The organism is Paenibacillus provencensis (genome assembly GCF_042678545.1).
Taxonomy (GTDB): Bacteria; Bacillota; Bacilli; order Paenibacillales; family Paenibacillaceae; genus Paenibacillus; species Paenibacillus provencensis.
In genome coordinates this window covers 1,338,301-1,359,899 of the sequence record NZ_JBHTKX010000001.1, presented here as the reverse complement: position 1 = coordinate 1,359,899, position 21,599 = coordinate 1,338,301, and the positions used below count along the sequence as shown (strand labels likewise).

Genomic DNA, 21,599 nt, shown 5'->3' with positions numbered 1-21,599 from the left:
GTTATTTTATATATTTGAGTTTCGCTAGTTTAGCTACAGCATGAAGACACTTTAGTAGCAGGTGTTGTAGAACAGCAGCTCTCCTCAACTTGATCTGAGACATTATTTATACTGCACACACCCGTCTCTGGTAATTCCAACTCCACTTTTTCGGCTCCTTCGTAATCTCCTGCCAGATATGCAGCAATGGATCTCACCTGCTCGTAGCCTGTCGCCATTAGAAAGGTTGGGGCTCTGCCGTAGCTCTTCATGCCTACAATATAAAAGTTCTCTTCCAGATGCCGAAGTTCTTTCTCACCGTGTGGACGAACCGTTCCGCAGCTGTGTACATTAGGATCAATAAGTGGGGCTAGAGTTTCTACACCCTCCGTAGTTTGATCGATACTGAGCCTGAGCTCGCTTATGAACGAGAAATCCGGACGACTTCCTGTGTTCACAACAATTTCATCTATGCCCTCAACTTGCTTTATTTCACCAAGACTCATGCCGATAATGTTGATTTTACCCTCCACCTGTTTCAACTGATGAATACGGAATGGTGTAAAGACCTTTATTCTACCTTGATCTACAAGTCGATGAATTCGACTTCCGAGTGCTCCTCTAGCCTTCAATTGGTCATTGTCTTCCCCACCATACGCATTTCCTACTTTACTCTTCCGCATGATCCAGAAAATTTCTGTGTTTGGGTCTTTAGACAGTTCCAGCATTGAATTGATAGCCGAATGCCCTCCTCCAATTACCGCCACTTTTTTACCATTGAACCGTTCTCCATCTCTGTTTTTAATGTCAGGAATACCATAATAAATATGCTCTTTAAGATCTCCTTCTTCCTTCGTCCAAATCCCACTGCTATGGATCGGATTCGCTTTCCCCCAAGTGCCTGATGCATCGATAACTGCTTTTGCCTCATAAAGGGTTGTTAACTGGTTTTCCTCCACGAAAACAATGAATGGCTGGCTTTCACGCCCTAAGGTTTTCATTTTATCCATATCTTTTCTGCTGACTGCTGTTACTTTTGCATTTAGCTTTAAGCTGGACTCTATTTCAGGCAATCGTGATAGAGGGTATAGATACTGCTCCAAAAGCTCTTTACCTGTAGGTAAATCGTCATCATTTGGTCGTTCCCAATCCGTTTTCTCGAGTAATCTAGCCGCTGCTTTGTCGATGTTGTATTGCCAAGGGGAAAATACCTGTACATGCCCCCAAGCCTTAATATGACTTCCTACCTCAGATCCCGACTCAAAGATGATAATACGTTCTCCTCTTTCAATAAGGTGTGCAGCTGCAGCAAGTCCGATCGGACCGGCACCAATGATGACCACAGGAAGATCGGTGGACGGGTTACTGTCCGGCTTAACTAAATCTCTGTTGATTTCAGGTGAACAACAACTGTTCTGAACTTGTTTAAATTGGATTTCCTTCATTTCACATACCTCACTTTTTTATTTGCAATTTGCAAGTATATATTAATTATATAGGGTGACCTTGAAGATCACCCCATAGGAGTACAGCATTTGTCCGATTTAAGCATACTTTCATTTAATAATTTAATCGATCTGAGAACGGTTTCTCGCTCAAATTCATTCATAAAAGAGAAAATCTCATTTAAGTAACTGTTCATATTCTCATCAATCGTGGTAGCCACGAATTTCCCTTCTGTCGTCAGATGTAGGATATATACTCTACGATCCTCGGGAAGTGTTGTTTTCTTGACTAAATTCTTTTTAATCAATGTTTGCACCTGACGGCTAAATGTGGTTATATCGATGCCAAGCGTATCCGCGATCTGCTGCATAGATGGCTCATGCTGTCGATCAATTTCATAAAGAATATGGCTTTGGATCATTGATATATCATTAGTTCCTACACTACAGCAATTCTTATTCAAAAGGCCGAATCGGCGTGCAGTCACTTGTAGTAATTCTCTAAGACTTTCTTCCATCTAAGCTCACCTCTAGATTCAGTTGTACCATACATATTTGCATTTTGCAATTATTATGTTTAAAGAGTTCATTTTAATACAAATACACAATCACCAAGCCAATACAGAATTTATTCCCCTCAATTTTGGGTCTTCAAGCATTCTTATTACTAATACTAATTGCACTACCGCCCCAACTGGCAATATGAACTCAGATATGTGCAAAAACGGGGGTTGAGAGGAAACAGCCGTTCTGTAGTACGCTCAGTGGCATAAGATGCTGCCTCTTGATGACAAAGAAGCAGTCTGCAATGGCAATCTGCTTCTTGAAGTAAATATTTTTAAAATTCTTTATCCGCAATTGGACGAAATTGGTCTGTGACTGTAATCAGTTTGCTGCCTCTCAGGTAAAACTCGTCATCTGCTCTCCATGTATGGCTCTTCTTGTTCTGCCTGCGATGATATACATAATTATAGGGTGTGGTAGCATACGTTTTGAATCCTTTCTTCCTGCACTGCCTCAGAAACGTAACATCTTCGCCTACAGAACGATCGGTAAATCGAACCTTTCTGAGCACTTCCTTCTTGAACAGTATCGTCCCCCCTTGTACAAATTCAACAAATTTACTAGCTTCTTCAGGGGACCTGACCAAGAGCTTCTTTGAAGCACCTAGATATACGAGACAGGAATGTTTACCTACGATATCACTGTTGGTTCTTCTCAGTGCTCCTACTTGTTCTTTCAAATAGTAGGCGGAATAATAGTCGTCGTCATCAGCCTTCGCAATTAACGGAAACCGTGCACGTTCAATCCCTGCATTCAAACATTGTCCTAATGAAATCCTTTCGGGTACTTGGAATATACTTACATTGGCATAATGTCGAACGCGGTTTCGATATGATTCTAGATTCATGCTGTCATGATTCAGAATGATAATTAGCTCTTTGTTCTTATATTGCTGTCTATTAAAATTTGTCAGGATATTATTAAAAAATTGCGGTCGATTCGTACATACAACGATAGAAACGCCATATCTACTCTCTTTTCTCTTCAACGCTTAACCTCTCTTCTATCCATGATTTTTTATCATATGGTAGAAGGGTTGCGCTGGTGTAGGCAAATAGTATCAAATTTATAGTGTAGTCACTGGGTTGGTCAGTCGAAGAGTTAATGCAAGAATCACGGTTTTTGTGCCAAAACTTTCATAAGCTTAATGGCCGAGCGCATGCGGGGTCGCTTCAAATACTCCTCCACATAGCGGTAATCCGTCAGGATCACTTTGGCATCTCGCAGTCCATAAGAAAAATCATCGTCAAACAGCAGCTGATACTCCCATACCCGCTTTTCCCAATGCGGAATGTTCGTCAGCATCCACTCATCTTCCGCTCCGGGGTGGACATAGGTTTCGCTGACCCCTTCAGGAAGTCTGTACAGCTTATCAATCAGTGATTGCTTAAAGCTCTCATAGGTCTCCCCCTCCATAACAGAAAAAGGATGCGAGAGCAGATAATCCGGGATGGGAACGCCAAACGTGTCAGCTAGGCCTGAAGCGAGCGCAACAGGACGCTCAATATTCGGCAGTGAGCTGAGCAGTGGGTCTTCAGGATCGATATAGCGGAACAATCGAGCCGGGAGGCGCCAACGCTTCGTCTTCCACAGCATCTGCGGAATGAGACTACGTCCTGTTTCCATACCGTACAGGCTACCCATGTGATTATCCACATGGCTGATTTGAATGCCTGCCTTGCTCGCCAGCTGGTACTGCGCTTCCAGCTCTTTTAACACGGCACTGTCCTCTGCCCCTCGTTCAAACTCACGAACGGTCCGGTACTGATGACCACTGTCATCGTGAAGAGAGGAATGCCTCGTTAAACTGCTCCATCGAAGGGCTTCGAATTCGCTCGTCAAGGTCAGATGCAGCCCGACATTCGGTTGACCTCGGCGTGCCGCCCAAGACGCAGCCTCTTCAAAGCCGGGAGCCACGGTCATAATGGTCGCCGAAGACACTTTATTCTCCTCCAGCAGATGCTGTATCGCCTTATTCATGGCCTTGCTCTGCCCAAAATCATCACAGTTGATGATGAGTCTTCGATCCAGTATCATGCCCGCCTCCTCTCATATTTTTTGAGAATTCGATTTTGGCTGCAAACGAGAACAGGAATGAAATAGCAAGTAAGCATAAGGGAACGATGCTAATCAAATACCTGAAGGTTGATTCCGGATTACTCCCCGGATTATCACCGCTTTCATATCCGAATATCATGCCTACAACAAAAAACGCCAGAGCAGAGATCAAACCACTGGAACGTGTAATAAATCCGCTGACAGCGGTATATATCCCCTCTCTGCGTTGTCCCGTCCGCTCCGCATCTTCGTCAATGATACTGCCGTTAACCATGGCCGGTGTTACCAGAAATCCTGCCAGACCAAACCCAACACAAATGCCTGCCAGAATTCCGCTGATCAGATCGTTGCCAAACCAGAGGGGAATAACGGATACACCGTATACGAAGAGCGACAATCGCCATGCCTTCACACCATCCATTCTACGAATGATTGAATACCAGAAGAACACCAAAGGGATAACAGATACAAATACAGCCGCGAGCAGAATCGACACTTGATTATCTGGAATATTCAGTACATATTTTGCGTAAAAAGGAATCGTCGAGCTAATCAGTCCATTTACCGTCTGGGCAAATGAATTGGAGATATTAAATACCCAAAATTTCTTGTTGCGCAGGGTTTCTCGGAACGCTTGAATTAACTTGAGTGGTTCGCTTGTGCTGTATACATCTTGCTCCCTAACGCTCATCATGCAGAGAAACATAAATGCGCCGAACAGCAGCGCATACAGTATCGCCATATTTGAGAATCCCATTGCATTATAGATCACCGGAGTCAGCGCGGTACCGATCAATAGTGCCACGACCTGGTAGCCCTGCTGGATGGCAGACGCCTTCGCACGAATGCGGTCTCCGCGATACAATTCGGGAAACAGGGCTCCATAATTGACCCATAATACGGTTGCAGCCGCTTCATATAGAATAAGGGCAACCATGAACCACATAAACAATCCGTTCTGTGATAATCCTTCCGGTGGCGAGAACACCAGTACGAAGGTAAGCATAAACAGTGGAATAGCACCGAATACCCACGGTCTGCGACGTCCCAGCCTGGTTTTCGTGCGGTCGGACCAATATCCCATAAGTGGATTGTTTAAGGCATCCCAGATCAGAAATACGGTTCGTGCCAGAGAGGCAAGCCCTATGCCAAGGCTCAATGTATCCACGTAAAAAAAGATGTAAAACGAGCTGAACGCCTGGCTCGGGACCATCATGGCAAACATGCCAAGCGAATATGCATACGGTGAATTCACGAAGCTGCGCTTCATCCATTTCCCTCCATCCATGTCGCTCTGACAAAGCTAACATATTTTATTAGTATCGTTTCATTTTGTATTATCTCCCTGTCATTAGTAGTAATTATATTATACATTCTCTTCCTATCCGGATCCTAAACATCAACCAGAATAGAAACGTCTTCGTCAGTTGACGTCTTTTGAGAAGTGCGTTTCATTCTTACAATTCTCATACATCCATCTTATTGTAATAAAAAAGCAGCTGCTGCTGGATATATGCAGCTACTGCTTTGATTTAGTTCAATTTAATAGATTTCTCATTTTGGTCACCAGATCTATTAGGCGGGTTCGTACAGCGCGATGAATCGACTTGCTTACTTCTTCTGTTAATAGGTGTTCGCGTGTAGTATCGTTGATATAAATTTCAGCCTTTGTGCCCTTAGTCATCTCAACTGATTTAGCCAAACCTCCAAAATACTCATAATAATGATCGAGATCGGTAACTTCATGCTCATGATTGCTCCTGATTTGAGAAACAATGTCAACGGCAGTTAGATTCGCCCTGTACAAATCATGCATATCCTTGCCTCTGTATTGGGAGCTATACACATGCTTAAGGCTGTTTATGAAGGCTGCGCCAAGTTCCTCTTCTTCTTCCCATTGCTTCGTTTCAATCAGTTTGCCTACTGAGGTTCCGTATTCTCCTTCAGCCGGACCATATAGGCGGGCGCATGCCAAGTCCCAAGCTTCATCATGCTCAGCGCCGGTACTGCGTAATTGATGATACAACTTCTCCGAATGCTGTTTAATCCGATTCTGATCCAAGGGCTCATCCAATTCAGCAATATCTTTAAACAATTGATGAAGCCTGGACAGCTGATCTGGAAACATATCACGGAAAAATCCACAGATATGGACTAGTATATTGAGTCTAACTGTACGCTCAGACGCATCAGACTTATCCAGATACGACAGCGCTTGTGATGTGGGGGCTGGAGACGGCTCGAACACAAGGAGAGACGATAGGTCAAATTCTGGGTTATTTAGGCGCCAGAGTTAAGCAGCTGAAGAATTTGCAAATGGAGTATGAAATTATCCCCCTTGCTGACCTAGAGAAAATATGCAGGCCATTTGGGATATAAGATCTGCGTATTCGATACAGCTCGGACTCTAGTGTCTCCAAGTCGGAGGCTTCAATAAACAACGCTTCTGCCTGCTCCTGTATTTGCTCCCATAGATCCGGAAGCCGTGCAGAATTTATATGCCCCGCTTCACGGTATTGATGCAGCATCGCTTCCAGCCCAGCGTATTCTCCATATAATCCCGATAACGTAAACGGAGGGGATTGATAGCCGATTAAGGATGCATGAGATCTTCGTTTCGCAATCATCGCTTCGGAAGGATTGCCTACATAGTAAATATAAAAATGCGGGATATCTTGAATCAACGCATCAGGTATACAGTCACCAGACATTCCACTTTCTTTGCCACTCATAAATTCCAAAGTACCGTGGGTTCCAACATGCAGAATCGCATCCGCCTCAAATTCATTGTGAAGGTATTGATAAAAGGCTAAATACTGATGATGGGAAGCAGGCTTTTATCATGATAAGCTGACATCTTAGTCATTCCTATATAATGATTGTGAAAGTATCTAGCTCTGATGAAGTAAGTGGCTACAAATTTACGTGGCACCTCTTTAATTCAAAAATTAGGTGACCCAAATCACTTCACTGGTATCCATTTCAACCTGCTCAAGCACTTCTTCAAAATGACGGCTGGGAGTAATCGTTGATAATGAACGCCATTCATTACCATCGGATTTGGTATACACTGCCCATGCATGATCCTCAAGGCGAAACTGAACAAAGTCAGTTGAGTCCCACATTCTCTCGGTCCAATCGGGTCTTTCCTCGGACATGGTAACCGTTCTATCCCCAATATGGTAAGTAATACGAACTTCTCCGCGTAAATCGGCAGGGATTTTCAAGCTGATATAACCATCCAGAATGGAGCAGATTCTTTTTATAGTAAAATGATCCATATCTATCCCCCTTCTTTTTTAGAAAACTTATTGCTTATATGATCAACCAGGCGAGCAGCAGAGTACTTCCCACAGACATAACGATTTGCCTGCCCGCTAACCGAAGTGCAAAAGAAGCTCCCATTTCCTTGTTGATTGTCCACAGTGTCACCAGACATGCTGTCAAGGTAGATGCTAAGTAGACCAATATAAAGAGCTCACCACCACTTAATGACTCCACAAATGACCCTTGGCCCTGATTCAGCAGGAGTAGTCCGTCTTTTCTCAAGACAGAGAATAGAATGCCGCTGGCCGCTTGTTCTGGTAATTGGAAGACGGAGAGCAATGGACCGACAATTTGGACTAGTCCTGTGATAATTCCTATCTGATCGAGTATGGTAGCTAGCAGACAGATACCTATGAATATCGGCATGGCCTGTGTCAAGAATTGTTTAATAACAGATCGAACTCTCCAGCTTATGGATTTCCACGTTGGCATTTGTAAATATGTTCGATTATAGAGGAATTGCTGATCATCTAGCTTATCCCGATTCCAAATACGTGTATGAATAGCTCCCACAAGAACAAGAACAATAATATAAGGAACAAATAACCAAGGTTTGCCCCCTGAACTGAAAATGGATAATGATGCCCCTATCTGATAACTGCAGGCTGATCCAAATGAAATCATGGAAATACAAGCCCTTCGGGTACATGAGCTGCATGTACGACTTTGAAAAACGGCAACGACATTGCATCCAAATCCACTAAGTACGGGGATTAGATCCTTACCATTTAATCCAATCTTGATCATCCAACCATCTAGAGAATCGGTGATACGATCTTTGAGTCCACTTTCTTCTGTTATAGCGACGCTGATACCGATTAGCAGAACTACTGGAAACGCCCAGATAAAGGAGTACAATCCCAAGCTAATCATTCCATAGTCGCCCAAGAAGAATGATCTAACCGGATCACTTATACCCGATGTTATCCGATTTAAAGGATCAAGGATCCAGGATTCCATAAACGGCTGAATCCAGTCTGAGAATAAGTAGGCAATGTACACCGGCACTGCAAATAACAATAAAAGTGCAACTAGAGCTGCAATTCTCCCCAAGAAGCTGTGTTCAAACAGAGTCGATTGTGGTTTTACTGCATATGAAACGGGTGGATCATCAATCTCTGGCACTTTCTTCATGGGCCTGGCGACAGAAACTGCCTTTAGAATCAGCGATCTTTCATCTTCACTTAATTGTCTCGTATTTCCGGGAATTACAGATATGCCAAGACCTTTGCGATAGTAATCTACCTGCGAGGCTAGCTCAGGAGAACACTTATCCGCATATGATAGAACTAAGACTACATTTTTTTCTTTTAAATCAAGCATTTCAAGAAGCAAGGGTAACTCTTCATTGACATTCGTTCCACGTACAACAAGTACAATCGTATCTCCAACTGCGAGTTGCTCCAAGGCAAGCATTGTTGTAGCAGAATCATCCTTCAATTGTATTCCTGGAGTATCAATAACTTCTAATGGAACATCAAACAGTTGACCCTTGCGAACGGTAACGGTAGAACCGCGGTAATTGGATTCTTCTCCAGTGTCCATACCGGTAATACAACGGAACAGAGCGGATTTACCCGCTGATTCAAAGCCTACGAATACTACGTTCTTGAGGGCATCTCTTGTGGTAATGGCTTGGTTTAGCATTTGCAATCTTCACCACAGCAAGAAAGATCATCGAGAAACATGCCTGCCTCACGATATTGTGAAAGAATCGAGACATCCATATCCAATCTCTGTGCAATAGCCTGTGCTACAACTGCAAATCTTTGTCTATATTTGTATATGAAGCATAATTGAAGATTACCATGTACCACTTGTGGACCCGTTATAAACAAACCAGGATTTATAGTGGATTCATCTGCAGTGCTTAATTTTAATTCGCCCTCTTGATTACGCTCAATCAGATGTTCAATTGTCTTCAAACTGCTCTGAAAACCGGTCGCTAGTATGGGCGGCTGCATAGTTTTTATTAGGCGTGTATCAGCAGATTCATTCTCACAATACAGCACGTAGCCCCCATCGTCTTCAGCTTCGATCCACTGTACCTCGAACCCGTGTAGTATAGTGATCTTATTATTTGCCATGGCTAATCGAAGCCTATCTTTTGTATAAGGGCTAAGTTCAACGCTTGGATCACTTGAACCTTTGGCCAAGCTTCTGTGATCCCGGTCAATGACTGTCACTTGTTTGCCTTGGCCGCTTAAATGGATTGCTGCGTCAATACCACTCTCATAACCGCCGACAATAATAAATTCCTCTCCTTGAACTTCAGCCCATTCGGTGAATAAGCTGCTGTGGATACCATATTCAGCACCCGGGAACGAATCCAATTTAGGATATTGAAACTCCCCTGCTGCCCAAATTACAAACCGTGAATTGATCTCACCGTGTGATGTCATCAGCTTATACTCCTGGCCCTGCGGAATTACTTCCGAGACAACGACCCCTGTTTTAACAGGTAATTTCTTATACTGCGCCACAGCCTGCAAATACGTTGCGTACTCCTTGCCGGTTGGATGCTCTGAACCGAGGGTATATGCCGGGGATGTGTTTAGAACAACCGCATTCAAATCTAACATTCCATACGCATTACTAGTGAACGAAGGAGTAATAAGCCTCATTTCCTTCGGCCATGCCATGAAGCTTGCGCCAATCTCGTGCTGCTCCAAGATAACAAACCGTTTCATACCAAGATCTTGTAAGACAGAAGCCATGCCTATTCCTGCTGGACCTCCACCAATAATTACGCAGTCATAATCTTTTAGTAATTTCATATTTTTCACCTTTCGAATTTCTAAGCTTCAATTCCATCACGTTATGTTTATCAATGTCAGAGTGTTCGGTCTCAACAAACCCAATATTTTTATAGTAATCAATCAACCCATGAGTCAAATGATCTTTGGAATGAGAACAATGCGCGTTATCCACATGGGGTTGAGCAATTAAGAACACAATGCCATGCTGATTGGTAAATAGATTCTGAATCGAATGCTTGATTAGATGTGCCCCTAATTTATTCCCTCTGAATAAAGGATGAACGATTAAATTCTGAATATAAAAGAGACTCCCATGATCCAGTGAATTGGGATACTTATTCGTTTGCACAATCTCATCTGCTCGAACCCCAATAATGGAATGTTCTCCGTCTACGGAATCTAACCAATCAAACCAAGTTCCTCCTATTTTCTCTTTCCATTCACTTCGAAATTCTGATATGTCCAGTTTTGCAATCATCAGTTTTTTCTGATATTCGTCTACCCAATAGTTCTCACATGTTCTGTTGAACTCTTCTTCAAAAAGTAACCCTTGATCAATCTCATCGAGCGGAATAATCATTTGCATATGATGAAAAATGGGGAGTGTATCACAATTAAAATGATGACCTTCAAAGCTGAAAAAGCCACGAGATTCATATTGTAAATAGGGAGTAATCGTAACGGAAGCAGGATTGGATATATTGATTCTTAAGTTAATGTTCAGATGTTCTCCCCCTGTTCTCCTGTATAAATCCCCTGCTCTTATCCGGAGTAGCTATGAATCAAAGACTCAAGCTTCTTCTTGCCATTTGGACAAATGCCGCCATGGTAGAAGAGAATTTGATCAAAGTCATAATCAAGCAGCTGTTCGAGCGATTTCATCGCTTGGGGCATATTGATCGTCAGCTCCTGAGGTGGAACTTGAATTTCACCGTTCGTATAAAAGAGTGCATCTCCAATGATTAATTGACGGCTTTCTTCCAATAGGAAACTTATATGTCCATCGGTATGGCCTGGGGTGTGAATAACATGTATACCTCCGCATAGATTTAACCGTTCTTTATGAGTTAATAGCTGGTCTACTCTGCTAGATGGCAAAACTTCCAATTCTTTTTGCCAAGGTACAACGTTCTCCTTCAGTAGACGGTTCTCACCACGAATATACGGAGCATCAAATGGATGCGCACAGATCAGAACATTAGGGTTAACCGCCGAGATTTCTGGAAGACATCCGATATGATCCAGATCCTGATGTGTCAGTAATAAATAATCCAGGCTCGCAGCCGAGCTTCCTGCACGAAGCATCTCATTCTCTAATTGTTCGAATTGTCCGGGCAATCCTGCGTCAATTAGAATTTGGACATTGTCATCTCGAATCAACATGGGATGAATCATGCTCTGTTCTCCCATGAAGAACATATCTAGTTCTAGTAAACTCACTCTATTGTCAATAATCTTCATTTATATAAATCCTCCGGCACAAATCTTTCCGAATGAGCTGATCACGCTCAGACAACCGCACATTCGCTGAATTGGGATCTAAACCAGTCTTCATCCAGGTTTTTCCCAATAATTACAATCCTGCTTGTCCTGTCCTCTCCTGCATTCCATTCTCTCTCCGCATCCACTCCGAACATCATGTGTACTCCCTGAAACACGACTCGCTTGTTCGTTCTCTGTACATTGAGAATTCCTTTGTACCGGTAAGTATCAGTGGCGTGCTCAACTAACCATGTATTGATAAATTTATTCACCTTCTCCAAATCCAGCGGTCTTGATTCAGTTAGTACAATGGAAAAAACATCATCTTCATGATGGTGGTGGTGGTGGTGATCCATAAAATGAGGATCAACCTCCAGCTTGTGATCCATGTCAAAGGTGTAAATTCCCAAAATCTCATTCAAGTCGATCACCGAATATTGTGTGTACAATAAGCGGGCATGACTATTTATGTTTTTTAATCTGGATTCTAATCGTGCGAGGTCTTCCCGGGTGACGAGATCTGTTTTATTTAACAGGATGACATCAGCGAAAGCCACTTGCCCCTTCGTTTCACGACTGTGGTCCAGGTGATACTCTGCATGCTTTGCATCCGCAACCGTAATTACTGCATCAACTCTGAAGAACTGGGAGATCAGGGGTTCAGCGAGAAAAGTCTGAATAACAGGAGCAGGATCAGCCAATCCCGTTGTTTCAACAACCACCCAATCATAATGAATACGCTCAGGAGAACTTACAAATTTGCGATGCAGCAGATTCTCCATAATATCTACGAGATCACTTCGAACCGTGCAGCATATGCAGCCATTATTCATCTCGATAATCTCTTCATCGGATTTCACAATCAGCTCATTATCAATGCCTACTTCACCAAATTCATTTACAATGACTGCCATTTTATGACCATGATCCTCATTTAATATGTGGTTAAGCAAGGTTGTTTTGCCAGCTCCCAAAAATCCCGTAATAATGGTAACGGGAATACGCACATCCTTCTCCGTATTCATTCCATTTCAATCCTCCTTTGTACTTCGAGATGAAAATGAGTTTATTCGTAATGATTACGATTAAACAATACTATAATCCTATTTTTTATTTGTGTCAATATAACTCCTCTGCAAACCAAAAAAGCCGCAATTAATAGCGACTTTATTCATCTGTTTTACGAACCGACTCATGATAGATTTCAGCGTACGTTTTCGAGGCCTTGATGAGGTCGTCGCAAAAAGCGCGGCATATCATAAAGAAAGGACGGAAGCCGCATTGTCCGTGCAGCTTCCGTCCCGATCTTAGAAAATTATAGCCATTCGTCTTAATTGTAAGCTGTACTGCCTTGCATTCATTTTGCTTCTATTTCTTCTTCGTTCTTTTCCTTAGGAGGAATTGATTTCAATTCCTCAGCTACTAAGCCTTCTTCCTGTGTTTGAACCATCTCAATTACTGCCGCAAGGAAAGCGAGACCGAGGCCTTGCCCCCAGCCTTGTGCCCACTTCCGGTCGATGAGGAGATATCCTTCAATGTTGTTCATAACGGCTGTTCCACCGGATACGTTCATAACTCGCCCGTTCGGGGAGATGTTGGCAAGCACACCGTCCAGAGCCTTCCGAACGTACTTAGCATGAAGCGGATTGCCTTGCATTAGCATTGCGGCAGCGATACCCGATGTAGCGGATACTTCACCATATGAATCCTGGTAATCAAGTACGGTTCCCCAGAGTCCGTCTTCCTTCTGCAGCTTTTTAATTGCTGCAAGCTGATCCCGAAGTGAACTCCATATATGCATCATCGGAGGATATAAATAGCTTTCCGGCAGTCCTCTCGCTGCACGTGACATCGTATAGGCGGCCCAAGCGTTAGCACGCGCCCAATGAATTCCTGACATGTGGTCTTTGTTAATATGATTATAGCCGTGATACCATAGCCCGTTGTCCTCATCCTGCAAATAGTTGATATGCCAGAAATACTGATGAAGTGCATCATCAATCAATTGCTTCTGCTTCAGCTTGACCCCAACACGAAGCATAAAATAGGCGGCCATAAATAACGTATCTGCCCAGCATTGCTCTGGAAAATCATTTTTTGAAGACACGGTATGCTGAAGTACACAATCTCCAAAACGCAGTGCTTTGTTCTCCAAATAATCCACCTTGCTGAGAATAAGATCGAGGTATTTCTGGTCATTTGTTTGCTCATATAAAGTAACCAGCATATGCCCCATGGCACAAGTGTTCACTGTCCATCGCGGAAGACCGGCTTCCAAATATTCATCAACCCAATCCGCCATCCGTTCCAAATAGGCCTGCTCACCTGTCACTTCAAATGCCCGGCTTACGCCGTAGAAGGCAACCCCGCCTGGCCAGTCCCAAGTTAAATCCATACCAAATGTGTAATCCACCACACGATCAGTAATATGCCTTAAATCCGCAGCAGTGTTAGGAATATTTAATTTCATAAATCCTCCATTTCCGGAAACTCAACATACAGTAGAGGTCCCTATATGATTACAATTTTACGATAGTACGAATATATTGCGGCTTTACACTCACCCGTGTATTTCTTAATACATTCAACAAACACTTTAGCTCAAAGCTCTTCACCTCAAATCTCATGGGTTATTCCTCCATTTTATACTTTGATTGAAGCGCTTCCACAATTATATCACTGCAGCTGTTTGATTCTCTCAATGATTATAATTGTACACTAATTATAGGCAAAACTAATGTAAAAAATCTACAATTAATTGTCCGATTATGTTGGGAATAAACATAAGCACAGATAAACGAAGTAAGTCTATTTATAATCCAAAATAAACCGATTCCATCTCTGCTGCCAAGGGATATCGGCCCAGAACGGATGATGCGGTGCGCAGTTGGAGCATAGTGTCATCCCCCAGAAGCCAAGCGCCATTCCTTTGCGGATTGCATATTCGGCGATATACTTTCCGCCCGGTCCTTCTTCAAAGCTTGCATTTAGCGGTGTATAACCGACATAACCTTCTCCGATGACAACCGGAATACCGTTATGCCGTACCCAGTCATGTAAATATATTAGCTTCATCCCGACCGGATCGCCTTCCATCCGCCATTCTTGTCCTTTCGGCAGAGTCCAATCCTCGAATGGTGGCGCATCGTCTCTAAGCAATGATTGTACAAAAGGATTCGGGAACAGCTTATCATCGTTCAGACCAGCCAAATCCATTAGCTCGTTCAGCACGCCTTTTATGTATAAATGAAAATGAGCGACCTGAAGGTTGCGAGCAACATAGCTTTTTGAATATGCTTCATTCAGGGTAAGCTAGCCGTTATCAATATATCAGGGTGGCGCTCGCGTAGATAGCCTACTGCCTCTTCAATATATGGCTGCATCACTTCAACAAGCTCTGGGGTGTTTGTCTCTGGAATTCCTTGGGGCTTTGCTGATACTCCCAGGAGGATAACATAATATAACAGTTATGAGCTTGCGCCTGCTTAAACAGTTCCAGCAGATGAGCATGTCCGTCCCCGGCAATTGTACCAGCGGGTGCGCTGGCCGACCTTTCCTAGATTACCGAATTTCAAGTGACCTGGACGTTTCCCTTCACTCGTGAATAGCATGAATGGCATGGCACATATGCGAATCGTATTGTATCCTCGCTCCACCGCTTCCGTTATCCAGCTTGGTCAACGGCTGTATGGTAGCAGTTACAATCCCAATATCATGTATGATCATATGAAATGAGAGAACCGCCCCCATCCCGCTTCTCATCGTAAGAGTTCCTTGTCGAGGGAAAGCAGCAATGCCTCTGCCTGTGTCAAGCTCAATACGTACCTCGGTATGGTCCATCGTCTCCGCATGATCCTGAAAGTTATTCAAAAATAGAAAGCCGCTGCCATTCCCTTGACGTACACACCAGCGAATTGTTCTGTGTCCTCCGGCAGGATTTCGGATTAACCCGGCGGCAGCTCAGTTCCAAGCGGGGCGATACCCGCTCCAAAGGCTTCCAGCTTTCACCCTTTGGGTTGGTTCCCTAGCAATCTCCCAGCTTGCCCGAATGAATCGTCTTCACATCAGACTTAAGCTTCAATGTAAGCGGTTTCATATTTTCTCCTCCCAGTGGATCAATGCGCCTTGATGGTCTGGATCCAGATCCATCACCCTATTGGAAATCATCGGCAGCTTCTGGTAACCTCCCTCAATCCTAGCTACTCCAAAGCTTATTCCTGAATTTTCTTCGGATTTTAATCTGGTCGATGACTGAATGCGGATATACGAAGCATTCATGCCATAGCTCAAGATTACAAGATTCAGAGTAGGCGAACAATTGACAATTCTCTGTACTTAATGGACTATATATTCTGATTTGACTATTCATAGCAAACTACGATTCTATTAACCAATGAGCAGGAAATTTTAAATAATGAGGTAATATAGTGTGTTGATTACCTATAGCCGAATTGACTTGTGCTTGAGTAAGGAAAATACATCCCGTAAGATTCGCACCTGATAAGTCAGCGTCCCTTAAGTCTGCGCCAATAAAATCTGCTTTTCTTAAATCAGCGTTCCTCAAATTAGATGCTATCAATAATGCTCCTCTCAGATTTGCACCTCTTAAGTCAACACCTTTCAAATTTGCACCCAAATAATCCAGACCCGTCCGCACTTTACGTTTTTTATTACGATGAATGAAATCTTTACGAGTTAATTCACTTGTTATCAATAGTAAATCATTCACATTTTTTCTATGTAAAGGTATATCTAATTTCAAAATTTCCTCTGGATTAAGATAGGTTAGAGCTAAAATTTGATCAAAAACAATTTGCAATTCATGATGTATGGTTTGAGCGTCTTCCAGAACTATAGCTTGATTTAGGTAATAAAGCATTTCATGTAGTTGTTGAACTATAGGAAACACGTCAAACATTGGCTTGGATAACTCTGTATTCGCTCTCCAATCATTGCCTTTAAAAATTTCCTGTGAAACATGTTGTCCTGCTCCAAAGCATTCATAGGAAACACACCCTTTAAACCCCTTTTCTCTTAGATGCTCATGTATGCTGCAGCGATGATCTGAATACAAGTTACGACAGGGGACTCCCCCTTCTTTATCAAAAGAAAAATCGGCTGATTGTGCATACGGTAAAGCCACGCAACATATCCCAAAACAGTTTTCACAATCTGATTGTAGTCTGCTATTCAAATTAAACACTTCCCATTAATTATTAGTACTCCCCAATTGAATATCTACAAACGGCTGATATTTGTTTGGTTCAACTTCTTTATATACGCGTACATAATTTACATCAAAGGTTGGATAAGGAGCTAAGTCATTAATTGCTAACCGCTTCATCTCTTGAATCTCCGTCTCGTTCATACCCCAATAGGTTTGTCCTAAGGTCAAATGGGGATGATATTTATCCATTTCAAAATAACGATCTATAAGTTCTTGTGATGGAGAAGCCGCTTTTACCAATCTTCTATGTAATTCGGTTACATCACTCGTATCAACACTAAGAAATGTAACATAACTTCCAAACGATCCTGGATCTGATAATGATAGTTGAAAACTTTGCATTAAAGAACATGTTTGTCTTACTCTTTCTAACCAATGTAGATCTGCTGTAAGGCCACCTTGCGCTTTTACAGTGATGTGAGGCTCCACTACATCGTTAAGACGATTACTGGACCAACGATCACGAAATGTCATTATTTTTTCTTTATAATCATCTGGAGGGGTAATTCCAATAAAATATCTCATTGTAGAGACACATCCTTTAGAAAAATATATGAATCATAGCCCACTTGCTCTTATCTTTATATTTCTTCGATTATATGCCCGCTAGCTTAATGAGTAAGGCAGTATAATGTTATTAAAAAATGCTTCCTTACCTTAGCCTCCTTAAATCAATGACATCGAAATCTGAGGTAGTATTTATTGATAAAAAATCCGTTCTCCTTGCAAAAAAGGTTGGCAGCGTTCCGCACACAATATCGGCATTCGCTCACGCATCCAATCATGCATCTTCACGTTCCCGTACTGAAAAACATAGAAACCGATGATCGCTGCGAGCATAAAACCTTCCAACTGCAACAACTCATTTTCTGAGCAGCGTCCACCATAATATGCTTCAAGGAAAGCATCCCGTCGTTTTGCAGGCAACATCATCGCATTCATAGCCGTGTCTATTTGTGCGTAACCCTTCCCATAGAAGCCAAAGTCGATAAAACGTACATCACCGTTCACCGTTAAGATCACATTCCCCAAGCATATATCGCCGTGAATAAGGTCTGGTCCGTCATTCCCACCTTCATCCGATAAACGAGAGTTTACCAATCGCAACGTGTCCTCAATGATTGCCGCATCGGCAGGCTTAAACAGACCTTGAGATATGCCTGAATATATCACCTGCGCCATTCGTTCGTTATAAACTTTCCCCTGGCTTGGACGTGATTCCATGCCGGATGGATTGTACTTCCTAAAAAAGGAATGGAGTTCCGACAAGTGCGTGCCCAATTTCTTAGCAACTTCTGCATCTTGGGTATCTTCCTTGCTCAGATCACGTCCTTCCATCCAAGTAAGGAGCGATGCATTCTGTCTGTGTCCATCTATTTCAAGAGTCGTGACAAGTTGACCGCTCTTGTTCCGTACTGGCATCTGCACTTCATCCTGGCTCCAGTGCCCCCATTGCTCCAACATATCCAGTTCTGCCAAAATACCTGCTTCAGTATGCTGTAATCCCTTCATCTCCTGCACAAAAGGTTCATGGATACGAAGTAGATACCGGTTGCCGTCGCTATCCTGCACCCGGTAAGTCCTATTCTCGTTATGCCGCAAAAAGGTCGGCTCCGGCCGATCCATCTCGTATGCATTTAGCAGATGCTTTATTTGCTCATTGGTCATCTCCATAAAGCTCCTTTTGTGTTCCTATCATGATACACTTCCGTTACCTAAAACGTCCGATATTACATTCCTTATTTTAGCATAGATGGAAGTGAAGAGAAGCGAAAAAGGGCCGCTCTATAGAGCAACCCAGTCTGTTAAATGAAATATAGATAATCATCCAGTTTAAGAATTAAATAATCGAATATTTTTTTCTCCTTTTCAGACATAGAAGCTTCTAATACTGAACTAACTTGAAGGCAAATAAAATAATGTACGAAAAGCTCCCATAAATTTCACTTTGGTGTTTAGCAGGACAGCAAGCATATAGCCCACCACGAGTCCCAAAGGCACTCCAACAAAAGTGTAATAGAACGAATTCCAGAGAGATTTCCAAAAGATAAAATCCTGAGTTAACAAACGATAATTCTCCATTCCGATCCAGTCAGAGCCTCCAAATAGCTTCCAATCTGTGAAAGACATGTACAAGGAGTAAATCATCGGTCCGGCGGTAAAAGCCAAGAATCCAAACAACCACGGTGAAATGAAGAGGTAGAAGTGTTTGGTCCTATCAGTCGTATTACTTCTCATGTTCTTATCCACTCCTCGTCAAGATATTAAAATAGAACGCTTTCATATGCGAAGTGAAGCGGCTATAATCTAATAAGTCCATAGTTGCTGGCTCCTTCTTGTATATGAGATATGGACAATATATTTAGATTTATTATATAGCTATCGAATAAGTATATGGATAACCAACAAGGACTTCCAAGGCATTATTAATGAACAAACTGGGACATGAATTTTCGGCCTTATTACTGCAGAGTATTACGTTTGGGAGGAATGAATATGGAGAAAACGAAACCTCATCATCTCATATTTGAAGATAGACGCATGGAAATCTACTTACATGGCGCACATATGTCAGGATTTAATAATGCAAGAACGATATGTCAAAAACATTTGCATCATATGATGTTTGAGCTAAACATGGTGCTTGTGGGTTCACAGGTTGTGATGTTTAACGACTTCTCCTATGAACAACATGCCGGAGAACTGGTATTAATTCCACCAATGACAGTCCATCAGTGCAAAGCAGAGAAAGCTCAATATGTAAAGTATTTTGTTTCTCACATTAAAATAATTGATGCAGATTTCTTGCAGAAAATAGCTAACATTGCTCCCTTGTTTATTCATCAGAGAAATATGGAATTAACTGTTCAATTGAAGCCTCTGATTTATGATTTAATGAGCAAACTTGAGAATAACGCTTCTTATGTATCCATCTTCCAAACTATCCTGAATATCTCAGTTCATATTGAAAGATTCTGCGATGAGAAGGCTTCTGCACTGTTGTTGGGTACTGAATTGTCTTATAAGATCGCCAGAAAGATTGATGAATTGTTGGTAAATGCTATCAACACAGAGGCCGATCTGAACACCAATTGGTTTGAGGATATTTCCTTCAAGCTAGGACATAGCAGAAGGCACTGCAGCCGAGTGTTCAAAGAAGCCTTTGCCATGTCTCCTAGGGAGTATCTTTCTATTTTGAGACAGCAAGAGGCCATGCAATTACTTATGAGCAGTGAAGAAACGATTGAACAAATTGCATATCGTATCGGATTCGGCAACGTTCAAAGCTTTATTAGGCAATTCTCCAAATGGACCGGTCAGACTCCCGGAGCATTCAGGCGACAGGAAAGCAATAATCATATGTACTTGACTCCGCTTGAATTACAATACTAATAATAAGATAAGGCAGGCCATTAATGTAACGGGCTGCCTTGTTTTGTACTAATCTTATTGTACAACTAAGCTATTGAGATGGATTACAACTTGCTGATCTTGGGTTCTGTGGTCCGCTCTACCAATTCCAATAAATATGGGTACAATACGGGAGCAAGCTCTTCGCTCTGCAGCCCTATCTCTAATATGGCTTGCAAGTAACCAAACTTGTCTCCAATATCATATCTGCTGCCTGTCAATTCTAATGCGAGCAGGCCTTCTGCTCTGCTTACTTGATGTAGTGCGTCCGTTAATTGATATTCCCCTCCTGCTCCTTTCTGCAGCTTTTCTATAATTGGGAATATAGTCGGTTTTAATACATATCTCCCCATGATAGCGATATTGGATGGAGCTTCTTCAATAGATGGCTTCTCCACGAGTCCGTTAACTTCATGAATACTTCCTTTTTTACTGGTTGTCTGTACAATACCATATTTATTTACATGATTTTTCGAGACGGGTTTGACTCCAATTACCTGCTTGTCATACTCCTCATATGTCTGTATCAACTGTTCTATCGCAGGTGGGTCTGATACGAAGATGTCATCACCTAGAAGTACAGCGAACGGATCATCTCCTATGAATTGCTTGGCACATAAGATCGCATGTCCCAGACCAAGCGGCTCTTTTTGCCGAATATAATGAATAGAAGCCAAATTATTAATGGAGCGGACCTTCTCCAGAAGTTCCGTTTTATTTGTTATAGACAGCATTTGCTCCAGCTCAATTGAACGGTCAAAGTGATCTTCGATCGATTTTTTATTTCTCCCCGTTACAATGATAATGCTCTCAATGCCAGACTGCACCGCCTCTTCAACGATATATTGAATAGCAGGTTTATCAACAATCGGCAGCATTTCTTTCGGCTGTGCTTTTGTTGCTGGCAGAAACCGGGTACCTAATCCTGCTGCTGGTATTATTGCTTTTTTAACTTTCATGGGATTTACCTCCTTTAGCTTGGGAAACACGGAATACCCAATACCTGCTTCCTAAATAATTGATCAGGATACCAGCTGTGGTTGCAATCACTTTAGAAATGGTCAAGGATTGATTCCCAAGAGACTGCAGTTCAAGAAGTAATAAAGATACTACACCAAGTGTCAGTATATTGAGGCCTATAAATTTAAGCAGCTCCTGCATGCTCTGCTTTTCTGCGCGCTGAAACGTCCATTTTCGATTTATTAAATAGCTGTTCACTAAGCCGCAACTATAAGATAAGCACTGTGCCAGTAAAATCGGGAGACCGGCGATCGAGAGCACGAAAAAAATCGCAAGATCGATACTCGTATTTAATACACCTACCATCAAGAATTTCAGGGCTTGCAT

Annotated in this window: 23 protein-coding genes and 2 pseudogenes; 2 read left to right on the top strand and 23 right to left on the bottom strand. The window is 42.4% G+C overall.

Annotation, left to right across the window (positions count from 1 at the left end; translation table 11 throughout):
- Positions 1–29: 29 nt before the first annotated feature.
- The 6 genes from ACFQ3J_RS06465 to ACFQ3J_RS06440 form a co-directional block, all read right to left on the bottom strand.
- On the bottom strand, positions 30–1,424 hold the full coding sequence (locus ACFQ3J_RS06465) for an FAD-dependent oxidoreductase (protein WP_251581587.1): 1,395 nt from the start codon (positions 1,422–1,424) through the stop codon (positions 30–32).
- Positions 1,425–1,492: 68 nt separating this feature from the next.
- Positions 1,493–1,942: a MarR family winged helix-turn-helix transcriptional regulator gene (locus tag ACFQ3J_RS06460; RefSeq protein ID WP_251581586.1), complete on the bottom strand. Its 450-nt coding sequence runs from the start codon at positions 1,940–1,942 to the stop codon at positions 1,493–1,495.
- Positions 1,943–2,262: 320 nt separating this feature from the next.
- A complete protein-coding gene (locus tag ACFQ3J_RS06455) occupies positions 2,263–2,976 on the bottom strand; it encodes a glycosyltransferase (protein WP_251581584.1) in 714 nt (237 codons plus the stop codon).
- 125 nt (positions 2,977–3,101) lie between these two features.
- On the bottom strand, positions 3,102–4,025 hold the full coding sequence (locus tag ACFQ3J_RS06450; protein WP_091156691.1) for a polysaccharide deacetylase family protein: 924 nt from the start codon (positions 4,023–4,025) through the stop codon (positions 3,102–3,104).
- On the bottom strand, positions 3,991–5,316 hold the full coding sequence (locus ACFQ3J_RS06445) for an MFS transporter (RefSeq protein ID WP_251581582.1): 1,326 nt from the start codon (positions 5,314–5,316) through the stop codon (positions 3,991–3,993). The genes ACFQ3J_RS06450 and ACFQ3J_RS06445 overlap by 35 nt, the downstream gene beginning before the upstream one ends.
- A gap of 267 nt (positions 5,317–5,583) precedes the next feature.
- Complete coding sequence (locus ACFQ3J_RS06440; RefSeq protein ID WP_311285931.1) at positions 5,584–6,294, bottom strand: cobaltochelatase subunit CobN; 711 nt, start codon at positions 6,292–6,294, stop codon at positions 5,584–5,586.
- Here ACFQ3J_RS06440 and ACFQ3J_RS06435 point away from each other — a divergent pair.
- Positions 6,267–6,338, top strand: a pseudogene (locus ACFQ3J_RS06435) (hypothetical protein); the annotation flags it as partial. The gene ACFQ3J_RS06440 and the pseudogene ACFQ3J_RS06435 sit on opposite strands and share 28 nt — an antisense overlap.
- Here ACFQ3J_RS06435 and ACFQ3J_RS06430 read toward each other — a convergent pair.
- The 15 genes and pseudogenes from ACFQ3J_RS06430 to ACFQ3J_RS06360 all read right to left on the bottom strand — a co-directional run bounded on the left by ACFQ3J_RS06430 (position 6,323) and on the right by ACFQ3J_RS06360 (position 19,079).
- A complete protein-coding gene (locus ACFQ3J_RS06430) occupies positions 6,323–6,814 on the bottom strand; it encodes a cobaltochelatase subunit CobN (RefSeq protein ID WP_251581700.1) in 492 nt (163 codons plus the stop codon). The pseudogene ACFQ3J_RS06435 and the gene ACFQ3J_RS06430 overlap by 16 nt on opposite strands.
- 180 nt (positions 6,815–6,994) lie before the next feature.
- Positions 6,995–7,327 carry a DUF3024 domain-containing protein gene (locus ACFQ3J_RS06425; protein ID WP_251581577.1) on the bottom strand — a complete coding sequence of 111 codons (333 nt, stop codon included), beginning with the start codon at positions 7,325–7,327 and terminating at the stop codon, positions 6,995–6,997.
- A gap of 34 nt (positions 7,328–7,361) precedes the next feature.
- Positions 7,362–9,020 (bottom strand): nucleoside recognition domain-containing protein, encoded by a 1,659-nt coding sequence (locus tag ACFQ3J_RS06420; RefSeq protein ID WP_251581576.1) that lies wholly within the window; start codon positions 9,018–9,020, stop codon positions 7,362–7,364.
- Complete coding sequence (locus ACFQ3J_RS06415) at positions 9,014–10,150, bottom strand: NAD(P)/FAD-dependent oxidoreductase (protein WP_091156697.1); 1,137 nt, start codon at positions 10,148–10,150, stop codon at positions 9,014–9,016. The genes ACFQ3J_RS06420 and ACFQ3J_RS06415 overlap by 7 nt, the downstream gene beginning before the upstream one ends.
- Positions 10,128–10,712, bottom strand: coding sequence for a GNAT family N-acetyltransferase (locus ACFQ3J_RS06410; protein WP_251581575.1), 585 nt, complete (start codon positions 10,710–10,712; stop codon positions 10,128–10,130). The genes ACFQ3J_RS06415 and ACFQ3J_RS06410 overlap by 23 nt, the downstream gene beginning before the upstream one ends.
- A 182-nt stretch (positions 10,713–10,894) precedes the next feature.
- Positions 10,895–11,593, bottom strand: coding sequence for an MBL fold metallo-hydrolase (locus ACFQ3J_RS06405; protein WP_251581574.1), 699 nt, complete (start codon positions 11,591–11,593; stop codon positions 10,895–10,897).
- A gap of 47 nt (positions 11,594–11,640) precedes the next feature.
- Positions 11,641–12,639, bottom strand: coding sequence for a CobW family GTP-binding protein (locus ACFQ3J_RS06400; RefSeq protein WP_251581573.1), 999 nt, complete (start codon positions 12,637–12,639; stop codon positions 11,641–11,643).
- 332 nt (positions 12,640–12,971) lie between these two features.
- The gene (locus tag ACFQ3J_RS06395; protein ID WP_251581572.1) at positions 12,972–14,084 is read right to left on the bottom strand and encodes a glycoside hydrolase family 88/105 protein; all 1,113 of its coding nucleotides are present in this window, start codon (positions 14,082–14,084) and stop codon (positions 12,972–12,974) included.
- A 338-nt stretch (positions 14,085–14,422) separates the two neighbouring features.
- Positions 14,423–15,246 (bottom strand): annotated as a pseudogene (locus ACFQ3J_RS06390) (cellulase-like family protein); the annotation flags it as partial.
- Complete coding sequence (locus ACFQ3J_RS06385; protein ID WP_139236969.1) at positions 15,209–15,484, bottom strand: hypothetical protein; 276 nt, start codon at positions 15,482–15,484, stop codon at positions 15,209–15,211. The pseudogene ACFQ3J_RS06390 and the gene ACFQ3J_RS06385, both read right to left, overlap by 38 nt.
- Before the next feature lie 222 nt (positions 15,485–15,706).
- Positions 15,707–15,892, bottom strand: coding sequence for a hypothetical protein (locus ACFQ3J_RS06380; protein WP_379292405.1), 186 nt, complete (start codon positions 15,890–15,892; stop codon positions 15,707–15,709).
- A gap of 97 nt (positions 15,893–15,989) precedes the next feature.
- Positions 15,990–16,808: a pentapeptide repeat-containing protein gene (locus tag ACFQ3J_RS06375; RefSeq protein WP_251581571.1), complete on the bottom strand. Its 819-nt coding sequence runs from the start codon at positions 16,806–16,808 to the stop codon at positions 15,990–15,992.
- A gap of 15 nt (positions 16,809–16,823) precedes the next feature.
- Complete coding sequence (locus ACFQ3J_RS06370; protein ID WP_251581570.1) at positions 16,824–17,366, bottom strand: 2'-5' RNA ligase family protein; 543 nt, start codon at positions 17,364–17,366, stop codon at positions 16,824–16,826.
- 174 nt (positions 17,367–17,540) lie between these two features.
- Positions 17,541–18,509, bottom strand: coding sequence for a phosphotransferase enzyme family protein (locus tag ACFQ3J_RS06365; protein ID WP_091156720.1), 969 nt, complete (start codon positions 18,507–18,509; stop codon positions 17,541–17,543).
- Between the two features lie 228 nt (positions 18,510–18,737).
- On the bottom strand, positions 18,738–19,079 hold the full coding sequence (locus tag ACFQ3J_RS06360) for a carbohydrate ABC transporter permease (protein ID WP_211753654.1): 342 nt from the start codon (positions 19,077–19,079) through the stop codon (positions 18,738–18,740).
- Positions 19,080–19,337: 258 nt separating this feature from the next.
- Between ACFQ3J_RS06360 and ACFQ3J_RS06355 the strand changes: the two genes are divergently transcribed.
- Positions 19,338–20,234 carry a helix-turn-helix domain-containing protein gene (locus tag ACFQ3J_RS06355; protein ID WP_251581568.1) on the top strand — a complete coding sequence of 299 codons (897 nt, stop codon included), beginning with the start codon at positions 19,338–19,340 and terminating at the stop codon, positions 20,232–20,234.
- An 83-nt stretch (positions 20,235–20,317) separates the two neighbouring features.
- Here ACFQ3J_RS06355 and galU read toward each other — a convergent pair whose 3' ends face one another.
- Positions 20,318–21,211, bottom strand: a complete 894-nt coding sequence (gene galU, locus ACFQ3J_RS06350; protein WP_251581566.1) for a UTP--glucose-1-phosphate uridylyltransferase GalU — start codon at positions 21,209–21,211, stop codon at positions 20,318–20,320.
- On the bottom strand, positions 21,201–21,599 hold the full coding sequence (locus ACFQ3J_RS06345; protein WP_251581564.1) for a GtrA family protein: 399 nt from the start codon (positions 21,597–21,599) through the stop codon (positions 21,201–21,203). The genes galU and ACFQ3J_RS06345 overlap by 11 nt, the downstream gene beginning before the upstream one ends.

Bases quoted from the DNA above. Each gene is read 5' to 3' on its own strand.
- ACFQ3J_RS06465 (WP_251581587.1), bottom strand. From the start codon at position 1,424: ATGAAGGAAATCCAATTTAAACAAGTTCAGAACAGTTGTTGTTCACCT.
- ACFQ3J_RS06460 (WP_251581586.1), bottom strand. From the start codon at position 1,942: ATGGAAGAAAGTCTTAGAGAATTACTACAAGTGACTGCACGCCGATTC.
- ACFQ3J_RS06450 (WP_091156691.1), bottom strand. From the start codon at position 4,025: ATGATACTGGATCGAAGACTCATCATCAACTGTGATGATTTTGGGCAG.
- ACFQ3J_RS06445 (WP_251581582.1), bottom strand. From the start codon at position 5,316: ATGAAGCGCAGCTTCGTGAATTCACCGTATGCATATTCGCTTGGCATG.
- ACFQ3J_RS06425 (WP_251581577.1), bottom strand. From the start codon at position 7,327: ATGGATCATTTTACTATAAAAAGAATCTGCTCCATTCTGGATGGTTAT.
- ACFQ3J_RS06420 (WP_251581576.1), bottom strand. From the start codon at position 9,020: ATGCTAAACCAAGCCATTACCACAAGAGATGCCCTCAAGAACGTAGTA.
- ACFQ3J_RS06415 (WP_091156697.1), bottom strand. From the start codon at position 10,150: ATGAAATTACTAAAAGATTATGACTGCGTAATTATTGGTGGAGGTCCA.
- ACFQ3J_RS06410 (WP_251581575.1), bottom strand. From the start codon at position 10,712: ATGATTATTCCGCTCGATGAGATTGATCAAGGGTTACTTTTTGAAGAA.
- ACFQ3J_RS06405 (WP_251581574.1), bottom strand. From the start codon at position 11,593: ATGAAGATTATTGACAATAGAGTGAGTTTACTAGAACTAGATATGTTC.
- ACFQ3J_RS06400 (WP_251581573.1), bottom strand. From the start codon at position 12,639: ATGAATACGGAGAAGGATGTGCGTATTCCCGTTACCATTATTACGGGA.
- ACFQ3J_RS06395 (WP_251581572.1), bottom strand. From the start codon at position 14,084: ATGAAATTAAATATTCCTAACACTGCTGCGGATTTAAGGCATATTACT.
- ACFQ3J_RS06380 (WP_379292405.1), bottom strand. From the start codon at position 15,892: ATGAATGCTTCGTATATCCGCATTCAGTCATCGACCAGATTAAAATCC.
- ACFQ3J_RS06370 (WP_251581570.1), bottom strand. From the start codon at position 17,366: ATGAGATATTTTATTGGAATTACCCCTCCAGATGATTATAAAGAAAAA.
- ACFQ3J_RS06365 (WP_091156720.1), bottom strand. From the start codon at position 18,509: ATGACCAATGAGCAAATAAAGCATCTGCTAAATGCATACGAGATGGAT.
- ACFQ3J_RS06360 (WP_211753654.1), bottom strand. From the start codon at position 19,079: ATGAGAAGTAATACGACTGATAGGACCAAACACTTCTACCTCTTCATT.
- ACFQ3J_RS06355 (WP_251581568.1), top strand. From the start codon at position 19,338: ATGGAGAAAACGAAACCTCATCATCTCATATTTGAAGATAGACGCATG.
- galU (WP_251581566.1), bottom strand. From the start codon at position 21,211: ATGAAAGTTAAAAAAGCAATAATACCAGCAGCAGGATTAGGTACCCGG.
- ACFQ3J_RS06345 (WP_251581564.1), bottom strand. From the start codon at position 21,599: ATGCAAGCCCTGAAATTCTTGATGGTAGGTGTATTAAATACGAGTATC.